The 23,685-nt window shown below is 28.6% G+C and carries 19 protein-coding genes; 13 read left to right on the forward strand and 6 right to left on the reverse strand.

Annotation, left to right across the window (positions count from 1 at the left end):
- Window positions 1–7: 7 nt before the first annotated feature.
- Together DS884_RS01870 and DS884_RS01875 are read right to left on the reverse strand one after the other, a co-directional pair.
- A complete protein-coding gene (locus tag DS884_RS01870) occupies window positions 8–1,165 on the reverse strand; it encodes a 5-(carboxyamino)imidazole ribonucleotide synthase (RefSeq protein WP_093870468.1) in 1,158 nt (385 codons plus the stop codon).
- A 66-nt stretch (window positions 1,166–1,231) separates the two neighbouring features.
- A complete protein-coding gene (locus DS884_RS01875; RefSeq protein ID WP_113785565.1) occupies window positions 1,232–1,657 on the reverse strand; it encodes a hypothetical protein in 426 nt (141 codons plus the stop codon).
- 108 nt (window positions 1,658–1,765) lie between these two features.
- Between DS884_RS01875 and greA the strand changes: the two genes are divergently transcribed.
- The 3 genes from greA to DS884_RS01890 all read left to right on the forward strand — a co-directional run bounded on the left by greA (window position 1,766) and on the right by DS884_RS01890 (window position 2,890).
- Window positions 1,766–2,239, forward strand: a complete 474-nt coding sequence (gene greA, locus DS884_RS01880; RefSeq protein ID WP_093870470.1) for a transcription elongation factor GreA — start codon at window positions 1,766–1,768, stop codon at window positions 2,237–2,239.
- 70 nt (window positions 2,240–2,309) lie between these two features.
- Window positions 2,310–2,702 (forward strand): HIT family protein, encoded by a 393-nt coding sequence (locus DS884_RS01885; RefSeq protein ID WP_093870471.1) that lies wholly within the window; start codon window positions 2,310–2,312, stop codon window positions 2,700–2,702.
- Complete coding sequence (locus tag DS884_RS01890; protein ID WP_093870472.1) at window positions 2,702–2,890, forward strand: hypothetical protein; 189 nt, start codon at window positions 2,702–2,704, stop codon at window positions 2,888–2,890. The genes DS884_RS01885 and DS884_RS01890 overlap by 1 nt, the downstream gene beginning before the upstream one ends.
- On the opposite strand, the gene DS884_RS01895 is transcribed toward DS884_RS01890, so the two are convergent.
- On the reverse strand, window positions 2,887–4,038 hold the full coding sequence (locus DS884_RS01895) for a sensor histidine kinase (protein WP_113785566.1): 1,152 nt from the start codon (window positions 4,036–4,038) through the stop codon (window positions 2,887–2,889). The two genes, DS884_RS01890 and DS884_RS01895, sit on opposite strands and share 4 nt — an antisense overlap.
- 46 nt (window positions 4,039–4,084) lie before the next feature.
- Window positions 4,085–4,279 carry a bacteriocin gene (locus DS884_RS01900; RefSeq protein ID WP_113785567.1) on the reverse strand — a complete coding sequence of 65 codons (195 nt, stop codon included), beginning with the start codon at window positions 4,277–4,279 and terminating at the stop codon, window positions 4,085–4,087.
- A gap of 47 nt (window positions 4,280–4,326) precedes the next feature.
- Between DS884_RS01900 and DS884_RS01905 the strand changes: the two genes are divergently transcribed.
- Complete coding sequence (locus tag DS884_RS01905; RefSeq protein ID WP_113785568.1) at window positions 4,327–5,187, forward strand: flavin reductase family protein; 861 nt, start codon at window positions 4,327–4,329, stop codon at window positions 5,185–5,187.
- A 6-nt stretch (window positions 5,188–5,193) separates the two neighbouring features.
- Window positions 5,194–5,559: a DUF3127 domain-containing protein gene (locus DS884_RS01910; protein ID WP_093870475.1), complete on the forward strand. Its 366-nt coding sequence runs from the start codon at window positions 5,194–5,196 to the stop codon at window positions 5,557–5,559.
- Between the two features lie 64 nt (window positions 5,560–5,623).
- Here DS884_RS01910 and DS884_RS01915 read toward each other — a convergent pair whose 3' ends face one another.
- Window positions 5,624–6,250 (reverse strand): Crp/Fnr family transcriptional regulator, encoded by a 627-nt coding sequence (locus DS884_RS01915; protein ID WP_093870476.1) that lies wholly within the window; start codon window positions 6,248–6,250, stop codon window positions 5,624–5,626.
- A gap of 117 nt (window positions 6,251–6,367) precedes the next feature.
- Window positions 6,368–6,982: a Crp/Fnr family transcriptional regulator gene (locus DS884_RS01920; protein WP_093870477.1), complete on the reverse strand. Its 615-nt coding sequence runs from the start codon at window positions 6,980–6,982 to the stop codon at window positions 6,368–6,370.
- A gap of 561 nt (window positions 6,983–7,543) precedes the next feature.
- Between DS884_RS01920 and DS884_RS01925 the strand changes: the two genes are divergently transcribed.
- From DS884_RS01925 to DS884_RS01960, 8 genes are all read left to right on the forward strand, one after another.
- Window positions 7,544–8,665 carry a hypothetical protein gene (locus DS884_RS01925; RefSeq protein ID WP_113785569.1) on the forward strand — a complete coding sequence of 374 codons (1,122 nt, stop codon included), beginning with the start codon at window positions 7,544–7,546 and terminating at the stop codon, window positions 8,663–8,665.
- 15 nt (window positions 8,666–8,680) lie between these two features.
- On the forward strand, window positions 8,681–9,682 hold the full coding sequence (locus DS884_RS01930; protein ID WP_113785570.1) for a hypothetical protein: 1,002 nt from the start codon (window positions 8,681–8,683) through the stop codon (window positions 9,680–9,682).
- Window positions 9,683–9,691: 9 nt separating this feature from the next.
- On the forward strand, window positions 9,692–10,240 hold the full coding sequence (locus tag DS884_RS01935) for a hypothetical protein (protein ID WP_143032776.1): 549 nt from the start codon (window positions 9,692–9,694) through the stop codon (window positions 10,238–10,240).
- A gap of 10 nt (window positions 10,241–10,250) precedes the next feature.
- The gene (locus DS884_RS01940; RefSeq protein ID WP_113785571.1) at window positions 10,251–19,004 is read left to right on the forward strand and encodes a LamG-like jellyroll fold domain-containing protein; all 8,754 of its coding nucleotides are present in this window, start codon (window positions 10,251–10,253) and stop codon (window positions 19,002–19,004) included.
- Window positions 19,005–19,138: 134 nt separating this feature from the next.
- Window positions 19,139–20,191, forward strand: coding sequence for a helix-turn-helix domain-containing protein (locus DS884_RS01945; RefSeq protein ID WP_093870482.1), 1,053 nt, complete (start codon window positions 19,139–19,141; stop codon window positions 20,189–20,191).
- A gap of 1,004 nt (window positions 20,192–21,195) precedes the next feature.
- The gene (locus tag DS884_RS01950) at window positions 21,196–22,119 is read left to right on the forward strand and encodes a pentapeptide repeat-containing protein (RefSeq protein ID WP_143032777.1); all 924 of its coding nucleotides are present in this window, start codon (window positions 21,196–21,198) and stop codon (window positions 22,117–22,119) included.
- Entirely contained in the window at window positions 22,116–23,114 is a 999-nt protein-coding gene (locus tag DS884_RS01955; RefSeq protein ID WP_113785572.1) for a hypothetical protein, read from the forward strand. The genes DS884_RS01950 and DS884_RS01955 overlap by 4 nt, the downstream gene beginning before the upstream one ends.
- Entirely contained in the window at window positions 23,115–23,684 is a 570-nt protein-coding gene (locus DS884_RS01960) for a hypothetical protein (RefSeq protein WP_113785573.1), read from the forward strand.
- The last annotated feature ends 1 nt before the right edge of the window (window position 23,685 follow it).

Genomic DNA, 23,685 nt, shown 5'->3' on the forward strand with positions numbered 1-23,685 from the left:
TTAAACATTACTTAGCTATAACCTGTATGGTTTCTTTTACTTGCTGAGCAACTTTTCTTGCTTCATTTATATCAGTGTTAACAATAGTAACATGTCCCATTTTACGGAAAGGTTTTGTTGTTTTTTTACCATATAGATGAGGTGTAACGCCATCTATTTTTAAAATTTCTTCGATATTTTTATAAACAACTTCACCAGTATGCCCTTCAGCTCCTACTAAGTTTACCATGATGCCAGCTAATTTACTATCCGTATTACCTAAAGGAAGGTTTAATATACTACGAAGGTGTTGCTCAAACTGATTTGTATAACTAGCTTCTATTGAGTAATGACCAGAGTTATGAGTTCTTGGAGCTACTTCGTTTACTAAAATGTCATCATTTTCAGTTTGAAACATTTCAACAGCTAATAATCCAACAAAATCAAAAATATCAGCTACTTTTAAAGCTATTTCACGCGCTTTTTTAGCTACGCTTTCTTCTATTCTTGCAGGGCAAATTACATATTCTACTTGGTTTGCTTCTGGATGAAATTCCATTTCAACAACTGGATAAGTTTTAACTTCTCCATTTGTATTCCTAGCTACAATAACAGCTAATTCATTTTTAAAAGGAATTAATTTTTCAGCGATACATTCGTCAGTAGGTAAATTATTTAAATCTGTAATAGATTTAACAATTTTCACACCATTTCCATCATAACCAAACCTTGCAGATTTCCATACAAAAGGAAAATTTACCGCTCCATTATCGATAGAGTGTTTTAATTCTTCTAAAGAAGCGAATCTAGAAAAATCTGCTGTGGGGATATTATGATCATGATAAAACACTTTTTGACGTGCCTTATTTTGTATTGTTCTTAAATTTTCTGGTTTAGGATAAATGGTATGCCCTTCAGCTTCCAGTTTATCTAAAGCATCAATGTTTACATTTTCAATTTCAATAGTTAAAACATCAACTTTTTTTCCAAAATTGTAAACAGTATCAAAGTCTAATAAATCTCCTTGATGAAATTCATTACAAATTTGTGCGCATGGAGCTTCATTATTTGAATCTAAGATAACCGTATAAATATCTAGCTTTTGTGTTTCTGTAAGTAACATTCTCCCTAATTGTCCGCCACCAAGAACGCCCAATTTAAAGTTTGAAGAAAAATAATTTTTCACGATAAATTTGTTAGTAAGTGTTGTTGTTACTGCAAAAATAAGAATCTATTTCATAGTATGTTTAAATTAATTACTTATTTGTAAACTACTTCCGTTTTGGGTAACAGTATAAATTCTAGCACCACCTTCACAATTATTAGTGCCTTTTATAAGGCTACCATTTAACATACTGTATTTACTGCCATCACAAGAACATTCCAATACAGGAGAATTTATTGTCATTGGAGTAGTACAATCTTTATTAGGGCATTGTCTATCTATTGCTATATAAGGAGAAAAAGATCCACCAGTTCCTTTATTAAATAGTACAATACCATTAATACCTCCGCTTATAGCAGCAGTTCCATTTGGAGTTAATAAACCATTTAATTGAGGATTGTTTAGAAATACGGTAATAGGGGCTATTGTATTTCTAAAACAGCTATTTATAGAGGGAGTACTACTGCAGTTTGATAAGATTGTAAGAAGTAGCAATAAAGATAATTTTTTCATGTTTTTTTGTGTATCTATAAATATAACGTCACGAATTTACGAAAATTTTGTACATTTGTAATACTATCTCATTCCGTTAGGGATGAGATTTTTAAATTTATTGAAGTTATGAGTAACGTATCATATTACACAGAAGAAGGGCTAAAAAAATTAAAAGAAGAATTAGCTCAATTAGAGCAAGTTGAAAGACCACGTGTTACACAAGAAATAGCTGATGCTAGAGATAAAGGGGATTTAAGTGAGAATGCGGAGTATCATGCAGCTAAAGAAGAACAATCATTATTAGAGTTTAAAATAGCAAAATTAAAAAATGTTGTAGCTAGCGCACGTATTATAGATGAAAGTCAGTTAGATACATCTAAAGCTTTAATTCATTCGGTTGTTAAAATAAAAAACTCAGCAAACGGAATGGAGTTTACGTATACTTTAGTAGCCGATTCTGAAACTGATGTTAGAAATGGAAAGTTATCTGTAAATTCTCCTATAGGAAAAGGATTGTTAGGAAAAAGTGTTGGAGAGATAGCTGAAATTAAAGTGCCAAACGGTATTATGAAATTCGAGGTGTTAGAAATTTCAAGATAATTAAAAAAATATACTAGTTAAAAGCGTTACAGAAGTAACGCTTTTTTTATTTTTACTAAAAATTATATTAATGGCAAGTATTTTTACAAAAATAATAACAGGAGAAATTCCTTCATATAAAATTGCTGAGAATGAGGATTTCATTGCTTTTCTAGATATTAATCCTAATGCAAAGGGACATGCTTTAGTTGTACCGAAGAAAGAAGAAAATAAAATTTTTGATTTATCTAAAGATGAATATTCTAATTTAATGTCTTTTTCTTATAGAGTGGCAAAAGCATTAGAAAAAACAATTTCTTGTGAACGAATAGGAATGAGTGTTATTGGGTTAGAAGTACCTCATGTTCATGTACATTTAATACCAATTAATACAATGGTAGATATGCAATTTACTCAAAAGGTAAAATTAACAAATGATGAATTTATTTCTTTAGCTCAACAAATAGGAAAAAACTTTGAATAATGAAAAAATGGACTAAGGTTGGCTTGTTATGGGGAGCAATAATGTTTGTAATTATGAGTATTATTTACCCGTTAATTATAGGAGAGAAAATAACAACAATAAGTATTTTAATTGGTGTTGTAATATGGACTATTGGCGGAATATTGTTTGGGTATTTACAGAGAAAAAGAATAGAAAAAGTGAATTAAAATTTATCTAATAAAATTTGAAATGTAGTTCCTTTTCCTATTTCTGATTTTTGAACAAAAATTTTACCCTTATGATAATCTTCAATTATTCTTTTAGAAAGAGATAAGCCTAATCCCCATCCACGTTTTTTAGTTGTAAATCCAGGTTTAAATACTTGTTTAAACTGTGATTTGTGCATTCCTTTTCCAGAGTCTGAAATTGTAATTTTAACTTTTTTAGAAGTGTTTTTTATAGATAAGTCTAAGGTGCCCTTACCTTGCATTGCATCAATTGCATTTTTGATAAGGTTTTCTATTACCCACCCAAATAATTCAGTGTTAATTTGAGTGTTAATTTCTTCTTGAGATGCGTTAAAAGAAAATGAAATTTGCTTAGAACTACGAGATTCTAGGTAATTAAATACTGTTTTGGTGATAGAAACAATATTGTGTTGTTTTAATTCTGGTAGAGAACCAATTTTAGAAAAACGATTCGCAATAATATTCAAACGATCTACATCTTTTTCTATCTCATCAACGTACATTTGGTCAATATTTTCTGTACGAAAAATAGCAATCCACCCTAACAAGGACGATAAAGGTGTACCAATTTGATGAGCAGTTTCTTTTGCCATTCCTGTCCAAAGCTTATTTTGTTCAGCAACTTTACTAGATTTAAAAACCATATATATTATAGTTATAAATAAACCTAGAATTAATAATAAAGCTAGTGGATAATATTTTAGTTTATATAATAAATCAGAATTTCTATAGTATACGTATTGCTTCTGAGTGTTTTTATAACTTATTTCAATAGGATCATTCTGATCCTTCATGATTTGAAGTTGTTTTTCTAAATATTTAGGGTTTAATACTTTTAAACTATCTAAATTTTGGCTTTCAATAATTTCACCTTTTTCACTTGTTAAAATTAAAGGTATACTTTTAGTATTTTCAATAACCTTTCCTTCAATATTAAAGACATCATCTAAATTTGAATTATTGCCAAATTCTTTCATAGCAGCAGCAAATAATTCCATTTTATTACGTTCTTCCTCTTTAAACTTCTGAAAGAAAATATACGTATTCCATAAAATTAAGGAAACAATAACAATAGAAATTAATACCACTATGCGTTTTAACCAAAATGTATTTTGAAAAAATTTCATAGAGAATAAAAAAACACCTAACTAAAAGTTAGATGTTTGAAGTTAATTAGTACATTCTTTTACCAAGTACATTCCATATCCTACCTGTTTCAGGATCTCTAAAATACATTCCTTTAGGTAGTCCTAACATATTTTTCTCATTAGTAACCATAAATCTAACAATCCTACCTCCTGATATAGAATTCATTTCTTTTTTACTTAAAGAATCATAGTTTTTTGTAAATGTTTCTAAATTTTTCATAATATTTGTTTTTTAATCAATTAGCAATATACAAAATAAATTAAACAATGTTATCCATAAATCCTAAAGATATACCAACAGCTAAACTTCATGGTTATTTATTAGGAGCCATAGCTCCTAGACCTATAGCTTTTGCAAGTACTATAGATGAAGAAGGAAACCCAAATCTATCACCATTTAGTTTTTTCAATGTTTTTGGAGCAAACCCTCCAATAATGATTTTTTCACCAGCAAGAAGTGTAAGAGCAAATAAAACAAAGCATACATTAGATAATGCTGAGGCAACTAAAGAGGTAGTAATTAATATTGTAAATTATGATATTGTTCAACAAATGTCTTTGAGTAGTTCAATGTACCCTAAAGGTGTTAATGAGTTTGAAAAATCTGGATTAACAATGTTGCCTTCAGATGAGGTTAAGCCTTTTAGAGTAGCAGAATCTCCTGTACAATTTGAGTGTAAAGTAACAGACATAATTTACACAGGAAACGAAGGAGGAGCAGGTAATTTAATAGTATGTGAGGTTGTTAAGTTACATATAAATGAAAGTGTTTTAGATGAAAATGGAGGTATAGATCAACATAAAATTGACCTAGTAGCCAGAGCAGGAGGTAATTACTACACAAGAGCTAAAGATGGTTTCTTTGAAATACCAAAACCCATAGCAACTTTAGGTATAGGTGTAGATAAAATACCATTTGAAATTAGAAATAGTACTGTATTAACTGGGAATAATTTAGGTATGTTAGGTAATGTAGAACAGTTGCCAACAGCTGAAGATGTTAATAACTTTGCTAAAGAACATCCACAATTAGTTGGGGTATCTGAAGAAAAAAAACATATTTTTGCACAAGAGTATTTAGATAACAATGAAGTAGAGAGTGCTTGGAAAGTACTTTTAATTAAATAAACAGTAATGGAAGTAATTGGTAAAATTAAATTAATTAACGAAACGCAAACCTTTGGAAGTAATGGTTTTAGAAAGCGTGACATAGTAGTGACTACTGATGAGCAGTATCCACAAATGATTTTGATTGAATTTATTCAAGATAAATGTGATTTGTTAAATAGCTACCAAGTTGGACAAGATGTTAAAGTATCTATTAATTTAAGAGGTAGAGAGTGGATTAATCCACAAGGTGAGGCAAAGTATTTCAACTCTGTACAAGGATGGAGAATTGAAAATTTAGCACAAGCTGCACCTCAAAATGTACCACCAGCAGATCAGTTTGCACCAGCACCAGATTTGTCTGATAATGAACCAGATGATTTACCTTTTTAAGTAAAAAAGTTATATCTATAAAAAAAGACCTATGAGTAGTATGTATTCATAGGTCTTTTTTTTGTTATAAATTTTCATGATTTTTTTCTAATAAAATTATTGATCTAGTTTTACGAATTATTTTTTTATTTAATTCTAAAGCTTTTAATCCTCTAGAAATTGCTTCTCTTGAAAAATTTAAATCTTCTGATATTTCTAATAAAGGAGTTTTAATTTCATTTTTATTGTATAGTTTTGATTTAGTTTTGATGTAATTAAATAAATTATTTTCTAATGATTGATTACTGATTTCTTGCATTTTATTAACAATTGACATGTAATGATATTGAAAGGAACTAATCATGAAATCACGTAATTCAATATACGTATTTGTCCATTCTAAAAATAAATTATTAGGAATTCTTAAAATAGAAATATCCTCAACAACGATACTACATATTTCATCTGTAGGTATGTTAGGAGAGTTTGTATAATTCATAATTTTTGAATTACTACTTTCTATATAATAGAGAAGCGTTCTTTTATTATGATGATTTATAGATATCTTAACGATACCTGTTAATAAAATACAAACTCCGTTATTGAATTCATCACAGTTTTGTAATAAATCTCCTTTTTTATAATGTAATATTTTTCCATAAGTTTCAAATAGTTTAATTACCTCTTTAGAGAACGGTAAATCTTTTAGCATATATTTAGTTTGGTTAAATTAGATTGCTTTTAAAATTCAATTAAGTAAAAAAGGTAGTAGGCTTTTTTAGACACCGGCATAGTGTCTTTTTAATAGGTAGTATGTGATATTGTGTTATTATACAACTAATTGTATGGACCTGGGTTTACCAATAACTCTATGTTGGTCTTCTAAACGTTTAATGGCTCTAGAAATAGATGAAAGTGGCACCTTTAAGTCTAATGATATCTCTGATCTTGAAATGCGAATATCTTTTTCCTTGTAAATTTCAGATTTGTTTTCGAGATAATAAAACAAACGATTTTCTAATGAATGAGTTAGTAAGTTTTTTATTCTAGAAAACATAGTACTAATATTATATTCACTAGAGTTAATTATAGATTTTTTAAATGATAAACATTCTGTTTGCCATTGAGCTATTAGTTCGTTTGGAATCCATAGTAGTGTACTGTCTTCAATAGCAGTAATTGAAATTGGAGCAGCAAAGGTTTTCGTCATATTCATTAAAGCAATGAAAGGGTTTTTTTGAGGATAAATATGATATAGAAGTAAGGAGTTGTTTTCTTGATCTAAATGAGCTTTTAGCACTCCTTTTATAACAATAGCTGTGCTGTCAATTGGCACATCTTTTAATAAAATAGGATCGCCAGAAACATATTTTTTTTGGATAGCTTGAGATTCAATTAATCTAGCTATTGATTTTTTACAATTAATGAGGGACTCTAAAATCATTATAAATTATTTTAAAATTAATTATTACATAAATCTTTAAGCTGTTACTGAGTAGTAAAATATAAAGTGTACTTACATTTTTTTAAACAATTCAAAAAAAGAAAACCCTATTTGTTTCTGATATAAAAAAATTATAAAGTATAAGAATTTTTTATCATAAGTCTTGCTTTGTAGTATTTACAGTAGGTGCGACTAATTTATTGAAAATGAATAATATGTTTTCTTATTGTTAGTTTTTTTTAAATAAAATAAGTAAGACAAGGTACAAATTTATTAAAAAGTGTTAAATAAATGTTAAAGAAAAAAGTTAAAAAAGTTTTTTTTACTCCATTTAACGTTTAAATAATAATGAAAAAGACTTGAATTAAACTATAAGAAACATAGTATTCCTAATACTTCAAGAGAATAAATCAATTAAAAATTAAATAATGAAATGTGATGTATGTCAAATATTGATGTATGTGAAATAGTGACTCTTGTAAAATAGAATGATTCTTCTTACTTCAATTTTGTGGACTTATAAATAGTTAAAAAACAATCATAACCATAAAAGAAGTATACATGAAAAAAACAATTTTAATAGTAATTGCATTAATATTTACTACCTATAATTTAAAAGCACAAGTAAGTGTAAGTGCAGGTTATAGTATTAGAGTAGATAATAACAATAATGATCCTGGTGTAGATTATTTTAGGATTTTTCAAGGAAAAGGAAATGACCCTTTCTTTAGAGGTTCAAATCAGTATGTGAAATTTAAGGCTGATGAAATACTCCATTATGCTAATGATAGATTCTATTTAATGTCTGCAAAAGACGTAGAAATGCGAATTGGAGATCATAGAAATACAAATGCGGTTTTTAAAGTTCAAATTGGGCATGATCAAAAAAATCAGGTTTTTAAAACTTCACTAAGCGAATCAGTTTTTCATACCAATTCATTTAAGTTATTTGGTTATAAGAAAACGAATAGTTTTTTTAATGTTAATGAAGGAACCTTTAATTCAAACCAAAGTGCATCGTTTAATATTCATATTGATACCAATAGTAATGACCCTAATGTAGATACTTTTAAAATATTTCAAGGAACACAAAAAAGTAAAATACTTGATGTAGGAATAAGTTATACTAAATTATTTTCAAGAAATTTTATTTCTGAAAACGATGGAGGGTTTGTAGTAAACATTGATAAAAATAACAATTCACAAGTAGATAAATTCAAAGTACTATACGGTAGAGAAAAGAGTGAAGTTTTAGTAGCAGGAAAAGATGATGTTACTGTTCATAAAAAACTTATAACTCAAAAGAACATTGAAACAAAAAATATAAAGGCACAAGACATTATAGCTAATAATGTGGTATTAAATGTTGGCTCATTTCCTGACTATGTTTTTTCAGAAGACTATGAGTTGATGCCTTTAAAAGAAGTAGCTACTTATATAAAAAAATATAAACACTTGCCTAACATGCCATCCGAAGCTGAAGTTATAGCTAATGGGATGAATGTAAAACAAATAAATACTGTTTTAGTAGAAAAAGTAGAAGAACTTACACTACACACTATTTTACAAGAGCAGAAGATAAATACACTTTTAAATGAATTAAAAGAAATGAAAGAGCATTCTGAAAAAATAATGAAAGTTCTTTCAAAAAAACTGTTGAGTATAGAACAACAGAAAAATTAACCAAAATAATATAAAATGATAAAAAAAATTACAATAGCCGGCTTACTATTATTAGGCGCAAGTACAGCAAAAGCACAACATGTTATACAAACAGTTAGAGGTATACATATAAAAGCAGATACAGATGCAAAAGGAGGTAACGAAGGAATTTCATTGTTTGCTGCAAATAAAGAACTAGCTTATTTTACTCCAGCTAATAATGTTCATTTAGTTAGAACCTTTTTTAAAAAAGAAACTATTTTTCAAGATTTAACTCGTTTTTATGGAGTTGCTCATTTTCATAGAGATGCTAATGTTTATGGTAATTTTAGTGTGTCGGGCAATAGTACATTTTCAAAGATAGGAATAGGAATTACACCACAAGAAGGAATACACCTTAGTGGTAGAAATATTAGAGTAGATGGAGGGGAGTTTCAAAGTCATGGACCTATAGTATTGCATCCAGATGTAGATAATAATGGAGATGATATTATTTCTTTTAGAAATAGCACAAACGTAGAAATGGCAAAAATACACGATGGTGTTTTAACTACGAATGCAGGTGTATTTAATACTAATATATCAACAGATAATGCTCAAATACAACAAGGTACTTTTGGAAGTGTTTCTTACACAAAAAGTACTGGGAGACTTAATTTAGGCCATGGGAAAAATGATAAAATATCTTTTATAAATGGAGATAATAATGAAATGGCTAGTTTGCAAAACGGAATTATGACTTTAGATAAAGTAGTGTTAAATATAGGATCATTTCCTGATTATGTTTTTTCAGAAGACTATTATTTAATGCCTTTAAAAGATGTAGCTACTTATATTAAAGAAAATAAGCATTTGCCAAATATGCCTTCTGAAAAAGAGGTAGTATCAAAAGGTATGGATGTGAAACAAATTAATACTATTTTGGTTGAAAAAGTTGAAGAGTTAACATTACATACCATCGCACAAGAAGAAAAAATAAATATTCTTTTAAGAGAACTAAAAGCGATTAAAAACCAACTTAAATTGAATCAAAAATAGTTTATAGATATGGGAAACAAACTTATTTTGTTCTTGTGTCTATATGTTTTAGGTACAGGAATAACAATGGCTCAAGATATAGAGCTATTCAGGTTTACTAATGCAAGTATAGTTAGTGGAAATGAAATGATACTACATCATAATTATTCTGATAACTCAGCAAGTTTAATTAAGAAATCGAGCTCAAAGCTTAATGAAAAAGATGGCTTTTTACAATCATTTATATTAAAGCGCTTAGAAAGTGGAAAAGTATTAATAGCGTCAGCTAAAGAAAAAAAATACTTTTTACACTATAATCCTACGTCTAATAAAGTTAGTTTTTTAACGATTCAAGACTCTAAAAAGTTAAATAACTATACTTGGCAAGTTCAATTTGCAGGAAAAGGAAAAGTATTGATTTCACCTTTAAATAACTTAGATAAAGGATTGGTAAAAAGAAATAATAATGCAATTGAAGTAGATGTTTTTAAGTCTTCTGAAAATGAATTATTAACCAATGGTAAAAAAGTAGGAGATCAATACAGATTTATGATAGAGAAAATAGCTAACGTACTTTAAAATATTAATAATGAGAAAAAATAAAATTATAGGCTATTTATTAATAGCCCTATTAAGCTCTTTTTCTTTTGTTCATGCACAACAATCGTATGATTTAGCAGTGTTACAAATACAAAGTAAAGGAAAATATAGTAGAGTTTTTAATCCACAAACTAATTTAAACAGTTTATTAAGCAAAGGAATAACTAATAGGGCAACTGTTGAATTTTGGGCAATGCATAACACAGCAAGTTCAGGTAATTCAGAAGCTGTAAATTGGGAATTTTCAAATTTGAAAACAGGAAGCGAAGAATTCAAATTAAGTATCCAAGAAAATAAAGTTTCTTTAAAAATAGGAGTAAGTGAGCAAGTTAAAAACTTGCTGTTAGATAACAAAGTATTTAAAAATATATGGCATCATTATGCTTTTTCAATAGATAAAAGTGCTAATGAATTACGAGTGTATATTGATGGAATTGAGCACTTTTTTAAAAATATTTCCAATTTTAATGTAGAGGAAATATATTTTTCAAGTGATAAAAAAACGGACTTGTTTTTAGCTGAATACAGAGGTTGGTCAACTGCAAAGAGGAAAAAACAAATCAAAGAGCAGCAATATCGTACTTTTTATAAAGAAGCAAAAAATTCATTATTAGAACAAAAAAATAATGGGCTAGAAATTGTATATACTAATACAAATTATAAAAATGAAGACTTCTTTGGTGGTGATGTATTAACATCTATTTCTTGGCAAAATTTATTATATGAATATTTTCCTGATGAAAATTTAATAAAAGAAGCTGAGTTTTCTTCAAAATTAAAATCTAATAATATTAGTAATATTAGTTCAGAAATTCAACATCCAGTATTAAACTTGAATAAAATTATTGTAAGAGCGAGTGATGGAGATGGTATTGATAACCCTTTGCTATCAGGGAGTGATGGCATATTTGTAGAATGGCAACATGTTAGAAATGTTGATGAATATATTATAAAAAGAAGAAACTTAAGAGCTGGTACTATAAGTTCGGTAGTACATACAATGAAAGATACAAAAACAAAGAATCCTTCAGAATCATTGTTTTATGTTGATAAAGGAATTTTGCCAAACGAGTTGTATGAATACACTATTGAAGCAAAGCATAATGGAGTAACTACCTTAACGGGGAAAGACGTTGGCTTTGTATTGCCAAATGGTAAAGTTAAAGGACTTATAGAAACCTCTTCTAGTGTTGCTACTAAATTTGCAAAAGTAGAAGCTATTGCTTCTGGAAACATTAATCCAGGAGGTGCTTTAAAGTTTATTCAAGGTAAAAAACCGCTGTTAATAAAAAATATAGACGCGTTTAGAAAAGCAAAAGGTGGTGCAACTTTTGAGTTTTGGTATAAAACTCCTACTATAACCGAAGGAGAGAATACCGTACTTTCAATTGGAAATAGTGAGCTGATCTTACAAAAGAGTAAAATAGTTGTGAAGTTAAACGGCTCTACTTATGTTGCAGGAACAAGAAAGTCAGATACTAATTGGCATCATTATGCATTTACATTTAATGCATCTGGAGGAACTTTATTTGAAGATGGGACTCCTATTTCTAATGGAAGTAGTGCTACTTTATTTGCGTTGAGTTTAAATAATGTAAATACTTTTTCTTTAAACAAGATAACGAATGTTACGTATTATATAGATGAGGTTCGATTTTGGAATGCTCCTCGTTCGCCATTACAAATTAATGAATACGCAAATCATATAATTGGAGGTAATGTTGAAAACTTATTTGCTTATTATCGTTTTGATTTTAATGATGCACATAAAGCATACAATTTTTCAACAAAAAAAAGAGGTGAGTATTTAATTGAAAGTGAAAGTGTATTAGAGCACTTGTCAGCAAACGAACAACCCCAAATAACGTATGCTACTTATACAAATAAAAAAGGTGATTATAAATTTACATCATTAAATACAGGAATACAAGGAATAACAAATAATGATAATAAGTTTGAGTATACTATAAAACCTTCAAAACCTCGATTTGAATTTTTGCCTAAAACGAAACAGGCAAGTGTACCTAGAAGATTAAATGGTGACTTAGCAACTAATGTGAACTTTACAGATGTATCTAGTTTACCAATAACAGGTGTTATTTCTTATAGAGTAGGAGATGAATTATATCCTGTACTTAGGGGGACAGCTTTAAAAGTTGATGGCTCAATCGTACAAAGTAACGAAGATAGTAAGGTAACTACTGATAATACTGGTACTTATGCAATTAAAACAGCTCCAGGTAACCATGTAATAACGCCAAATCCTATGCCATCACTAGCTAATGAAGAGCGTTTAAACGAAGGAAGTTTACGATTTGATGGAAAAACAGGATATGCTCGTTCTATAAATTCTATTACTAATAATGGAAATAGTTTTACCTGGTCTGGTTTTGTAAAACCATATCTTAAAACTAGTAATGAAGATAAAGTACCAGCTATACAAACTGTTTTGCAATGGGGGAATTTATCTTTAAAACTAATTAACAATACAATATTAAAAGTATATACAGGAACTCAAGAAAGGTTGTCAGAAAACTTACCAACTAATAGCTTAGGACAGTTTTCTTTTTTTAGTATAAGTTTCGATAAAGAAAAGGGAACGATGTCACTTTATGTGAATGATAGAAGAAAAAATACTTCAATAAATAGCTTAGAAATAGCGAGTAATTTAATAGTAGGAAGTGAAGAGGAATCTAATACATTTAAAAACTTTTCAAAATCACATATTGATTTATTAGAATACAGAGCAGTGTCACTTCTAGAAGATGACATAGCTAAATTAAAACAAGGAAAGTATTTAGCTATTGAACAATCAAAGTTACAATTATCATATAGTTTTGATCAAAAATATGGAACTAAAGCAATTAATACAGTTGTTGATGGGGTAAATAATAATTATTTACAATTTGAAGGAGGGTGTAATTTTGATAATACATCGCATAAACAATATGTCAGAGAAATTAAGTACACCTATAAAGCAACTAATTCTAAATTTAATCCAACAGGAAATCATTATGAAGTAGTATTAGAAGAGCCATTGCAAAATGTAAATTTTGAAAATATAACTAGACGTAGTTTTATAGGTAATATTGTAGTACCTTGTAATAATAGTGTTGGGGCATGGACTGGAAAAATAATTCGAACAGATATTGAATTTCCAAAGTTTGAAAAAACAATTAGTTCTGCTGATTTTAATAATGATACAACTGTTTTTACAATAAATGATTTGCTACCTGGTCAATACCGAGTTGAAATTACAAATACAAATGCAAATAGAGTTTTGAAAAGTCCTATAATAGATTTACGACGTAAAAATATTGTATACGATTTTGAATTTAGAAATCCTATTGAATTAGAAATTGAGTTGTTTAAATTTGATATGGCTGGTGTTAGAGATATAAAAAACATGAGAGATTATGTTGGAGATAAAATTAGCAGTACTTGTGAAGGAAGTTTTACTTTTAAGTCTCATGATGGGTTTAAAATGAATGTGAATGTTTTTGAAAGGTATGGAGTAAATAAATGCCCAGTTGAAGGAGCCGATGTAACACTTGGTGGTGATGCTGTTTTAGCAGATAGTAATTTAACTGATAGAACTTTAAGTAAAGGAGTGTTAGAGTTTTTTACACAAGTTTCATCTCCTAATTTTTTAGGAGATCATTCAAGAAACTTCTTAATATCAGTAAGTCATAACGGTAGAACTGCATCTATAACTAAAAAAGCAATTATACTAGGTGCTCGCCAAGGAAATTCAGATTTTACATTGATAGAACCTCAAGTTGGTTTTGTATTACATGATCCTCCAGGAGATAATAGTTCTGCAACTTTAGCAAAAGGAGCTACATATTCGTACTCATTTTCTGCTGAAAATGGAATAGGTTTAGAAATAGATAATTCAATTGGAGCTAAACTAAAAGTAAAAAAACAAATTTTAACAGGAATTGTTGCAGCTCCATTAGGAGTAGGAACTGTAGCAGGATTTGTGAACCCTGTTTTACAAACTAGTAGTGATACTCAAGGTTTAATTGGAGGAAAGTTTGATTATTTAAGGCATAGCGGTAATTCAGAAACAGTTACTTTAGAAAAGTCAATTTCTACACCTTCAGATCCTACGTATGTAGGAGAAGATGCCGATGTATTTATAGGTACATCTAAGGTAATAACTTTTGGAACTGGTCAGGTACTTAAATTGAATGGATGTTCACCAGTTGTGCAAAATTCAAATAAAGTAGCTAAACCTTCGTCTGTAACCCCTTTTGCATATACAAAACAAAGTTTAAATGATATTGTAATACCTAACTTATACCAATTAGCAATTGCTAAATATGATAAGAATAATGGTATTGTATCACCTCCTAAAGATAGAAATCATTTAGATTTAAAAGGTACTTTGGAAAAATTATTAGCGAAAACTCCGAAGGATAAAGAAGATAAAGATATTATTAATTATTTACATCAAATTAGTAGATGGACTTCTATCATTGATAAGAATCATAACAAAAGAACGAAGGCATATTTTGATAGTGCACCTAATTTTAGTAGCACTACAAAAAAACTAACAAATGATAATGATGTAGGACAAAGTGGAGCTGGGTTAAACGCTTCTGCTTTAGATAAACGAATTACATTTGATGCGTTAACTGAAATCAGTTACACATTATCAAGAGAGAAAACGAAGAGTTCTGGAAACTCATTTAGTGGTGGTCCATATGTAGGTGTTAGTTTCTCAACAGATTTTACAATTTTTGGAGCAGGTCTTACATTTAATAATCAAACGAAGGTTCATAATTTTAATAGTAGAACTGATTCAGACGAAAATGGAAATAACAGAGTAGATAGTTTTACATTAAACGATGATGATGCAGGAGATCATTTTGATGTATTAATTAGAAGAGATCCTGAATATGATACCCCAATGTTTTTAACCAATGCAGGTAGAAGTTCTTGTCCGTTTGAATCAGGAACTGTACCTAGAGAAGGTGTTGAGTTGATTGTTGATAAAGTAGTAGGATATGGTACTGGAGATGAATCGATATTATATAACTTAACGTTACGTAATACACAAGTAGCGAAAGATGCTACTAGAAAAACGTATATAGTAGGAATGGCAGGTGCTTCAAACTCATTAGGGGCAGTTGTAAATTTGAATGAGTCACCTATTTTTGAGCCAACAACTTCTTCAAAGTTTGTTTTTGATTTAGATCCAAGTTCACCAACTGGTGTAAAACAAGAAATTAAAGCTCAATTGCGTATTGCAAGAGGAACCGATGCACCTTCGGTTATTTCTTATAAGGATATAAAAATTCAAATGTATTCTGAATGTGAACAAGCTGGTGATCGATACCGTTCGTATGGAGTAGATGAATATAATGAAGTAGGAGTGAAGCCGTATGCAGAAATTTTAGTAACAGCTCATTTTACAGGAGCTTGTATTGAAACGATTACTTCAGATTCACCTCAAAATGATTGGATTGTAAATGGTTCTGATAAAAAGAAGTTAGATTTTAATTTTAGAATACCTGAATTAAAAGGAATGTCAGAGAGTACTGATTTTTCAGTGGATTTAGAATATACAATTAAAGGGAATAATGATCCTAAAATATTAAAGAAGTTAGATTTAAAAACATTAAAAAAGTATTTAAATTCTGAAACTGATCAAGTAGAGTACAGTGCAGATGTATCAGCTTTAACAAACGGAGAGTATAATTTTAGAATTGTACCAGTATGTGGAGATGGTGGTTCTGATAATCCTAATAATCGTAAGAACCCAACTCCTTTTGTAAAAGGGAAAATAGCAAGAAATGCTCCACAGTTGGTGCTAACAACTCCAGATAATGGAGGGATATTTACTTCAGGAACGATTTCTGCAAAATTCTCAGCACCAATAAATCCAGCTACTGTAAATTTAAATTCGTTAGCAATGAGAGGTGTTTTAGGTGGAGTTCCAAAACCATTAACATCTGTTAAAATGGATAATGTTACTGATGTTATCAACATTCCTCATAATAATAAATTTAATTTAGAAGATAAATTAACTATTGAAATGTGGGTAAATCCATTAAAATACCCCTCAGGAGTTAATGTTCCTATCATTCAAAAAGGAGGAAACTATCATGTTTCTTTGATGCCAGATGGTAAAATAATAACGAATGACGGCGTTAAATCTTCTAAAGGAATTCAACCATTTACATGGACACATGTATCTGTAGTTTATGATAAAACTAATGGAAATGCTGTTATTTATTTTAATGGAGAAAATGTAGGTTCTGGTAATATTTCTACTATTGAAAATAAAGTAAATTCAGAAAAGCTTGTAATATCTCCAATGGTAACTACTGATTCTTTTGTAGGTTCTTTAGATGAAGTACGAGTTTGGCAATCAGCAAGGTCCCCATTACAAATAGCTAGTAATATGAAAAATCAATTATTAGGTAATGAAGATACTTTAGAAGCTTATTTCGTTTTTAATGATAACACATTAGCAAAGCAAGGTATAAATGGTGCTCCTAATGAAGCAATTCAAGATTTTACAGGAAATGCTCAAGGAACAACAGCTACTGGAATTAATTTTGTTACTAATGAAGAAGCGGCTCCTTTAGATAAAACGAAAACCGTAGAAGATATTCAGTTTACAACAACTATGTCTGAAAATAATACGATTATTAATTTTAATATGAAGATATCAGATTTAGAATTTGTTGAAGGTGCTAGATTAACAGTTTTTGTAAAAGATAAAAAACTACAAGATCCTTTAGGAAATAAAATAGATAAAACCTCATGGAGTTTTATTATTAATAGAAGTAAGTTAAAATGGAGTCATAATAATTTATCAATAAGTCAAAATCAAGGAGAAACGACTATCATTGATAATATAGATTTAATAAATTCTGATGGAGGGATTGATGTAGCGTATACTTTTGAAAATCTACCGGTTTGGTTTAATGTGAAAAAAGGAGCTAACCCAGCTAAAGACGCATTAAATATTATTAGGGCTACGGAAACGAATAGAGATTTAGAGTTTGAAATAAAAAACTATTTAAACCCAGGAGTACATACTGCTATTATTTATATAAAAACAAGTAATAAAAATACGGGACAAAAATTAGGTGTTGAAAGTTTTAGATTGGAAGTTACAGTTAATTGCCCAGAGCCAGCAATAGCATCAGGGTTTGAAAACAATTATCCACTTTCAATGAATTTTAAAGGAAATTTAATTATTAATTCTCAAAATTCAGTAGATATAAATGATGTTGTAAAAGTATATGTTGGTAATCAAATACGAGGTTATGCTAAAGTAGGAGCTTCTGGTTTGGTTGATTTAACAGTGTTTGGGAATATTGGAGAAACATCAGTGCTAAATTTTAAAGTATGGGATGCTTCAAAATGTACCGAGTATGAAGGAATTATTGAAAATTATAGCTTTAATTCAAATCAAACTATAGGTTCTAATTCAGTGCCTGTTAAATTTACGGTTGGTGAAAAAGTTACTAGAAGAATACCTGTTGTACAGGGATATCAAGAATTAAGTTTCAATTTAAAGGACAATCAAGCTTCTAATAAATTGTCTTTAACAGCTATTAAAGGATTACCAGTGAATTCTCAAATTCTTGATTTGTTAAATAATAAAGTAGCGGTTTTAGGAAGTAATAATATTTTTACAGGTGGATTAACTGAAATTGACGTAACTAAAGCTTATTTAGTAAGTATAGCTCCTACTCATGAGGTTGTAAAATATATAGAAATAAGTGGGGTGCCAGTTGATTTAGATAATAACTTATCAATCAATGGAGGAAATATTAAAAATGCAATTCCTTTTTACCCTAATGATTTACAACGAACAGGATATGCATTGCGATCATTTACATCAACAAAAGTAAGTGAAGGTGATAGAATTGAGCGAAGAGGTTTATTTGCAGAATATACAACTTCTAGTGGTTGGCGTGGTAGTTTAACGCATTTAACACCAGGATTAGGATATATCTTTAAATCACAAAATGCAGGAGCAATTAATTATTCCGGAATTATTAAGAATGCAGTTGCAAGATCTGTAGCTAAGAATACTAAAGTTAATAATGCTTTATCAAATTCATCAAGTGAGTTAGAAGAAACACCTTCATATAAGGAGTTAGATTTAACAATTGATCTTAATCAGTTTGCTGACTTTATGTATATCAATGGAGTACTTGAGACTGCTGATTTAGATACAAATAAAGCGTATACTATTTTAGCATTAGTTGATAATGAATTAAGAGGAGCTTCTAAAGCTGAATTTATTAACGGAGAATACCATTATTATATCGGTATTGGAAGTAATAGTGATGAAAATGTTCAGTTTAAGTTATACGATGGAAATAGCGTTTTAGATTTAGAGAATACAGAAATGTTCTTTTCAAATAAAACAATAGGTACCATGAATAGTCCTTATAGCTTTACCGTAAAATCAAAAGAGGTTGAGTTAAGTAAGAATTACACATTAGCATTATCTCAAAACAGACCAAACCCAATGAACGAACATACGCAAATTAGCTTTAGTACCCCTAAGGAAGTATTTGTGGATCTTAGTTTATACAATATGTTAGGTCAAAAACTTCATACTTTTGTAGCAAGAAAAGTTACAGGAAATAGAATGCACACTATAAATTGGAATGGTGTTGCACAAGGTCATAAATTGCAAAGTGGAGTTTATGTGTATGAGTTAAGAGTTGAAGGAAAAAGATTACAACGTAAGTTAATTATTGAATAAAAAATGTAAGAACCTTAAAGAAAAAGAGACTGATAAATTATCGGCCTCTTTTTTTTATTTAGTTCTAATTTTAAATAGCTTAAAATTAGAGTAAAATATATTCCATTTATTTTCAATCTACTTTTTTATTTTTTATGTTAGAATTAAACTCACCAGTTTTTTTTGAATTATTTTTCTTATTCTTTTTATTAATTATTTGTGCTATTATTTTTAATAATAGAATATCTCACACTTCTGTAAAAAGTGAATATTTATTGAAGTTTCTTTTAATAAATTTAATATTTGAGTCTATTGAAAGACTATATGAAATTAAATATAACACTTATATTATTCCAACAAAGTATTATTATTTTTCAATATCAGAGACTATTCTATATTCATTTTTAATTGAAACTTTAAGAATTAAATCTAAATATATTTATCCTATAATAATTACATATATACTGGGAATTAATATCTTATATAATCCACAATATCCTCCTTACTTTATAGCGTTAGATAATGTATATAATTTTGTAATGCTGCTTTATTTTTATTTTAAACTAAAAACTTTTATAAGGGGTAAGTCTAAACGATTTTTTATTCAAAATAAATTTGTTATTTATTTTGTTTTTATATTACTATTTTTAGGGTTCACTTATTATGCTTTTAATTCTTTTTACGTAATAATCTTTTATTTTTTTCCTAGTCTAATTAAGCAACTTTCTTATTTAGATGGTATAGTAAGTATTATTTACTTAGTTTGTTTTGGGGTTTTAATAAAGCAAAAAATTTCATTTAAGTTTAGAAAAGTTAGAAAGAGAGTAGCAGTTTTTAATTATAATAAAAGAAAGAAGGAAATATGCAGTATTAATGAAAAAAAGGATTTTGATGAATTAATTAAAACGATAACATTAAATAGCATCTATAAACAGTCTAAAGTAACTATATTAAATATTTCTAATAGTACTCAAATGCATCCGAAGTATATCTCTAAACTGATCAATACTTTTTCAGATGGGAATTTTAACGATTTTATAAATAGGTTAAGAATAGAGGAGTTTAAAAGAAATTTAGAAAAAGAAATTTATAAAAATTATTCCATATTAGGAGTAGCAAAAGAATCAGGCTTTAGCTCAAAGTCTACTTTTTATAAAGCTTTTAAAAAACATGAAAACATGAGCCCTAGTATGTATATAAAAAAATAATAATATTTAAAAAATAAGTTTATTTAAACCAGAGAAGTTAACTTCTCTGGTTTTTTATTGTCTATAAAGTTTCAAGTTTTCATTTTATTAGGGGAATGTAGTTTTTACTAAAATAAATATTAATAGGTTTCTTTGTTATTGGTTTGAACTCTTGATTATTTTAATAGTGTAATAAATCGATTTTACGCAAACTTTTTAACACTAATTAGAATGAAAGTTACTAATTAGGGATGTAAATGTAACTAGTTTGTAAATTAATTTTAAACAAGTTAATTTTCTTTTTTTTATCCTAAAAATTAGTATAAATATTTAAAATACTAGGGAATGCTATTAGAGGAGTGAGTCCTAAAAACTGAATTAGGACTTTGTTACAGAGATGTTGTTTTTTACAAGGTCTCGTATTCAGATTTTAGGACTTTATGGTCTTGTTTTACAGTGGGGTAAGTAGGAGTTTTGCTGTCTTACTATTAAACAATCCCTCGAAAAATGAATTACTTAAAGCACATTTTATTACTTTGTATTAGTCCTGTTTCTAATACCATTTGTAAACAATTACAATCACCAAATATGTTAGCACGATATGGAATTTGTATCGGTATACTTCGCATATGATTATCAAATAGTCATCACTGTTTGTGTGAAATTCAAAAAAACTTATTGAAATAGTATTTCATGAAATCTGATTCTATTCAATTGGAAAAAGGAAGTATTGATCCTTCTATACTTATGTGTAAAGAAGCAGAAGGTCTCCTGTTTTTTATCGAAACAATTGATTGAACTCTAATAGTAAAAAATACAGGCATAAAAAATAATCACTTTTAATTAAATAAGATAAAATGAAGATTTCTATGTATCATTTTATGATACGAAAATTAAAAATCAAAATGAGCAAATCCTCTTTTTTTGACCCTTAAATAAATTAAGTAGACATATAAAATATTTAAAGTAAGAAATGTTAAAGTCTAAAAACAAATACATAAATAATAATATAAAAATATATAAGAATGAAAAAAATAATATTTATAGGACTATTACTATTGTCAACTAGTAATTTTAAGTTAAATGCACAAGATTTTAAGGAACCAATACTCAATTTTTTTAGGGAAAAAGTTATTTCGAATGGAAATGCAATAGTCTATAAAGCAGATACTAATGGAGGTTTCTTTGATCGTGTAGAAGGTCATAGTTTTGTTATTGGTCGTACACAATATGCTGCATTTTTACCTGAATTTACATGGTTTCGTAATAAAATGAAACTAGCGGGAAGTTTAGAGGTTAAAAACAATGCGAAATTTTATAGCAGTTTAAGTGTAGTAGGGGGATTAACAGTTCTTTCAGCTTCTAACTTTAGTGGTAAAGCTAATTTTAGTGATGAAGCTAATTTTACGGGTAATACAAATTTTACGGGTAATGCAAATTTTGATAATGGTACTGTAGCTTTTAAAGGAGCTGATTTTTCAAATCTTGTATCTTTTAAAGGAACAACAAATTTGAGCGGAACAACAAATTTGAGCGGAACAACAAATTTCTCTAAAGGTTTTTCAGCCAAAGAAGGCACAAAGAAATTATTGGTGGTAGATAAAAATAAAGTTGAATCTCAGTTACCTTTTTCTTCATATTCAGTAACAACAGGAGATATAATAGCAAATAAAGTTACCTTAAGAGTGGGGTCTTTCGCAGATTATGTATTTGCCAATGACTATGACTTAATGCCTTTACAAGAAGTAGCATCTTTTATTAAAAAATACCAGCATTTACCAAATATGAAATCTGAGAAAGAAGTGGTAAAAGAAGGGATGGATTTAAAAGAACTTACATTAAAATTAGTAGAAAAAGTAGAAGAGTTAACCTTGTATACCATAGAACAACAAAAGTTAATAGATGATTTAGAAACAAAAATTGGAACAAACAAAAGTAATACAAAATGAAAAAATCAATTTTAGTACTAGGTGCCTTTTTGGCCACCAGTTTAACAACAATTAATGCTCAATATGTAATAGGTAGTCAGAGATCTATCAATATAAGTTCAGATACAGATAGTGCAGGAGGAAATGAAGGTATAAGTTTACTAGCTAGAAATTCAGTAATGGCTAGTTTTACACCTGATAATATAAGCCATAAAATACGCACTTTTTTTGAAGCTCCAACTATTTTTAAGGGTACTGCACATTTCGATGGAATTCCTTTTTTTAACAAAGCAGCCAAATTTGGTCAAGAAGTTGATTTTAAAAATGGATATAAAGTAACATCTGGTTCTGTAGATTTTAATATAGGTAGTTTTACTTCAAAAAGTTTTGCTTCATTCATTGCTCATATAGATAGAAATAGTAATGATCCAAATGTTGATACGTTTAAAGTTTTATATGGTACCGCTGGGACCAAAATATTAGATGTAGGAATAAGTAAAACTCAATTACTTTCGAGAAACTTTGAATCAAGAAATGAGGAAGGATTTGTGGTAAATGTTGATATTAACAACAATTCAGTAGTTGATAAATTCAAGGTGTTGTATGGTAATGAAAAAAGAGAGGTTTTATCAGCAGGAAAAGATGATGTAACTATTAGTACCAAGCTTGTAACAAAAAATGATATTTCAACGAATAATATAAAGTCTAAAAATATTGCAGCAGAAGATATTGTAGCGAATAAAGTTACCTTAAGAGTTGGATCCTTCCCAGATTATGTATTTGCCGATAATTATGAATTAATGCCTTTAGAAGCAGTAGCATCTTTTATTAAAAAACACCAACATTTACCAAATATGAAATCTGAGAAAGAAGTGGTAAAAGAAGGGATAGATTTAAAAGAGCTTACCTTGAAATTGGTAGAAAAGGTAGAAGAATTAACCCTGTATACAATACAACAACAACAATTAATAAACGAACTACAAGCAAAACCAACTGTAAATAAAAACCAACAGTAAATGAAAAAAATTAGTATAACAATGCTGTTTTTATTACTTGGATTCGTAGTAAAAGCACAGGATGATATTACCTTATATCGATTAATGAATAAACAACTTACAGCAGGAGGTCTTATGGCTTTACAGCATAACACAGTTACTAATAAAGCAACACTTATACAACCTCATGGAGTTAAGTTTGATTTAAATACGGGGTATTTACAAGCGCTAATTATTCAGCAAGTTAAAAATAAAGATGGTGTAGTTTTTATTAGTTCCTTAAAAAATAAGGGCTTTTTTTTAAAGTATAATGAACCTGGTAATTTCAGTTTTGCTAAAATGGATAAAACAAAGCAGGCTAATTTCATGTGGGAAGTTAATTATGCAGGGCCAAGAAAAGATGGTATTCTAAACGAAGATTTAGTGTATTTATCTCCAATAAATGAACCAAGCTTATCGATAGTAAATGAAAATGGAGAATTAAAGCTGACTTCTATTTTTGATGGAAATGGAGCTGTAGTAGATAATGAAAAATCAAAATTAGCGGATAAATTTATTTTTTATTTACAAAAAATGAATAACGCTTTTTAAA

The sequence above is a fragment of the Tenacibaculum sp. E3R01 genome (assembly GCF_003318185.1).
In the GTDB taxonomy this organism is placed as follows: Bacteria; Bacteroidota; Bacteroidia; order Flavobacteriales; family Flavobacteriaceae; genus Polaribacter; species Polaribacter halocynthiae.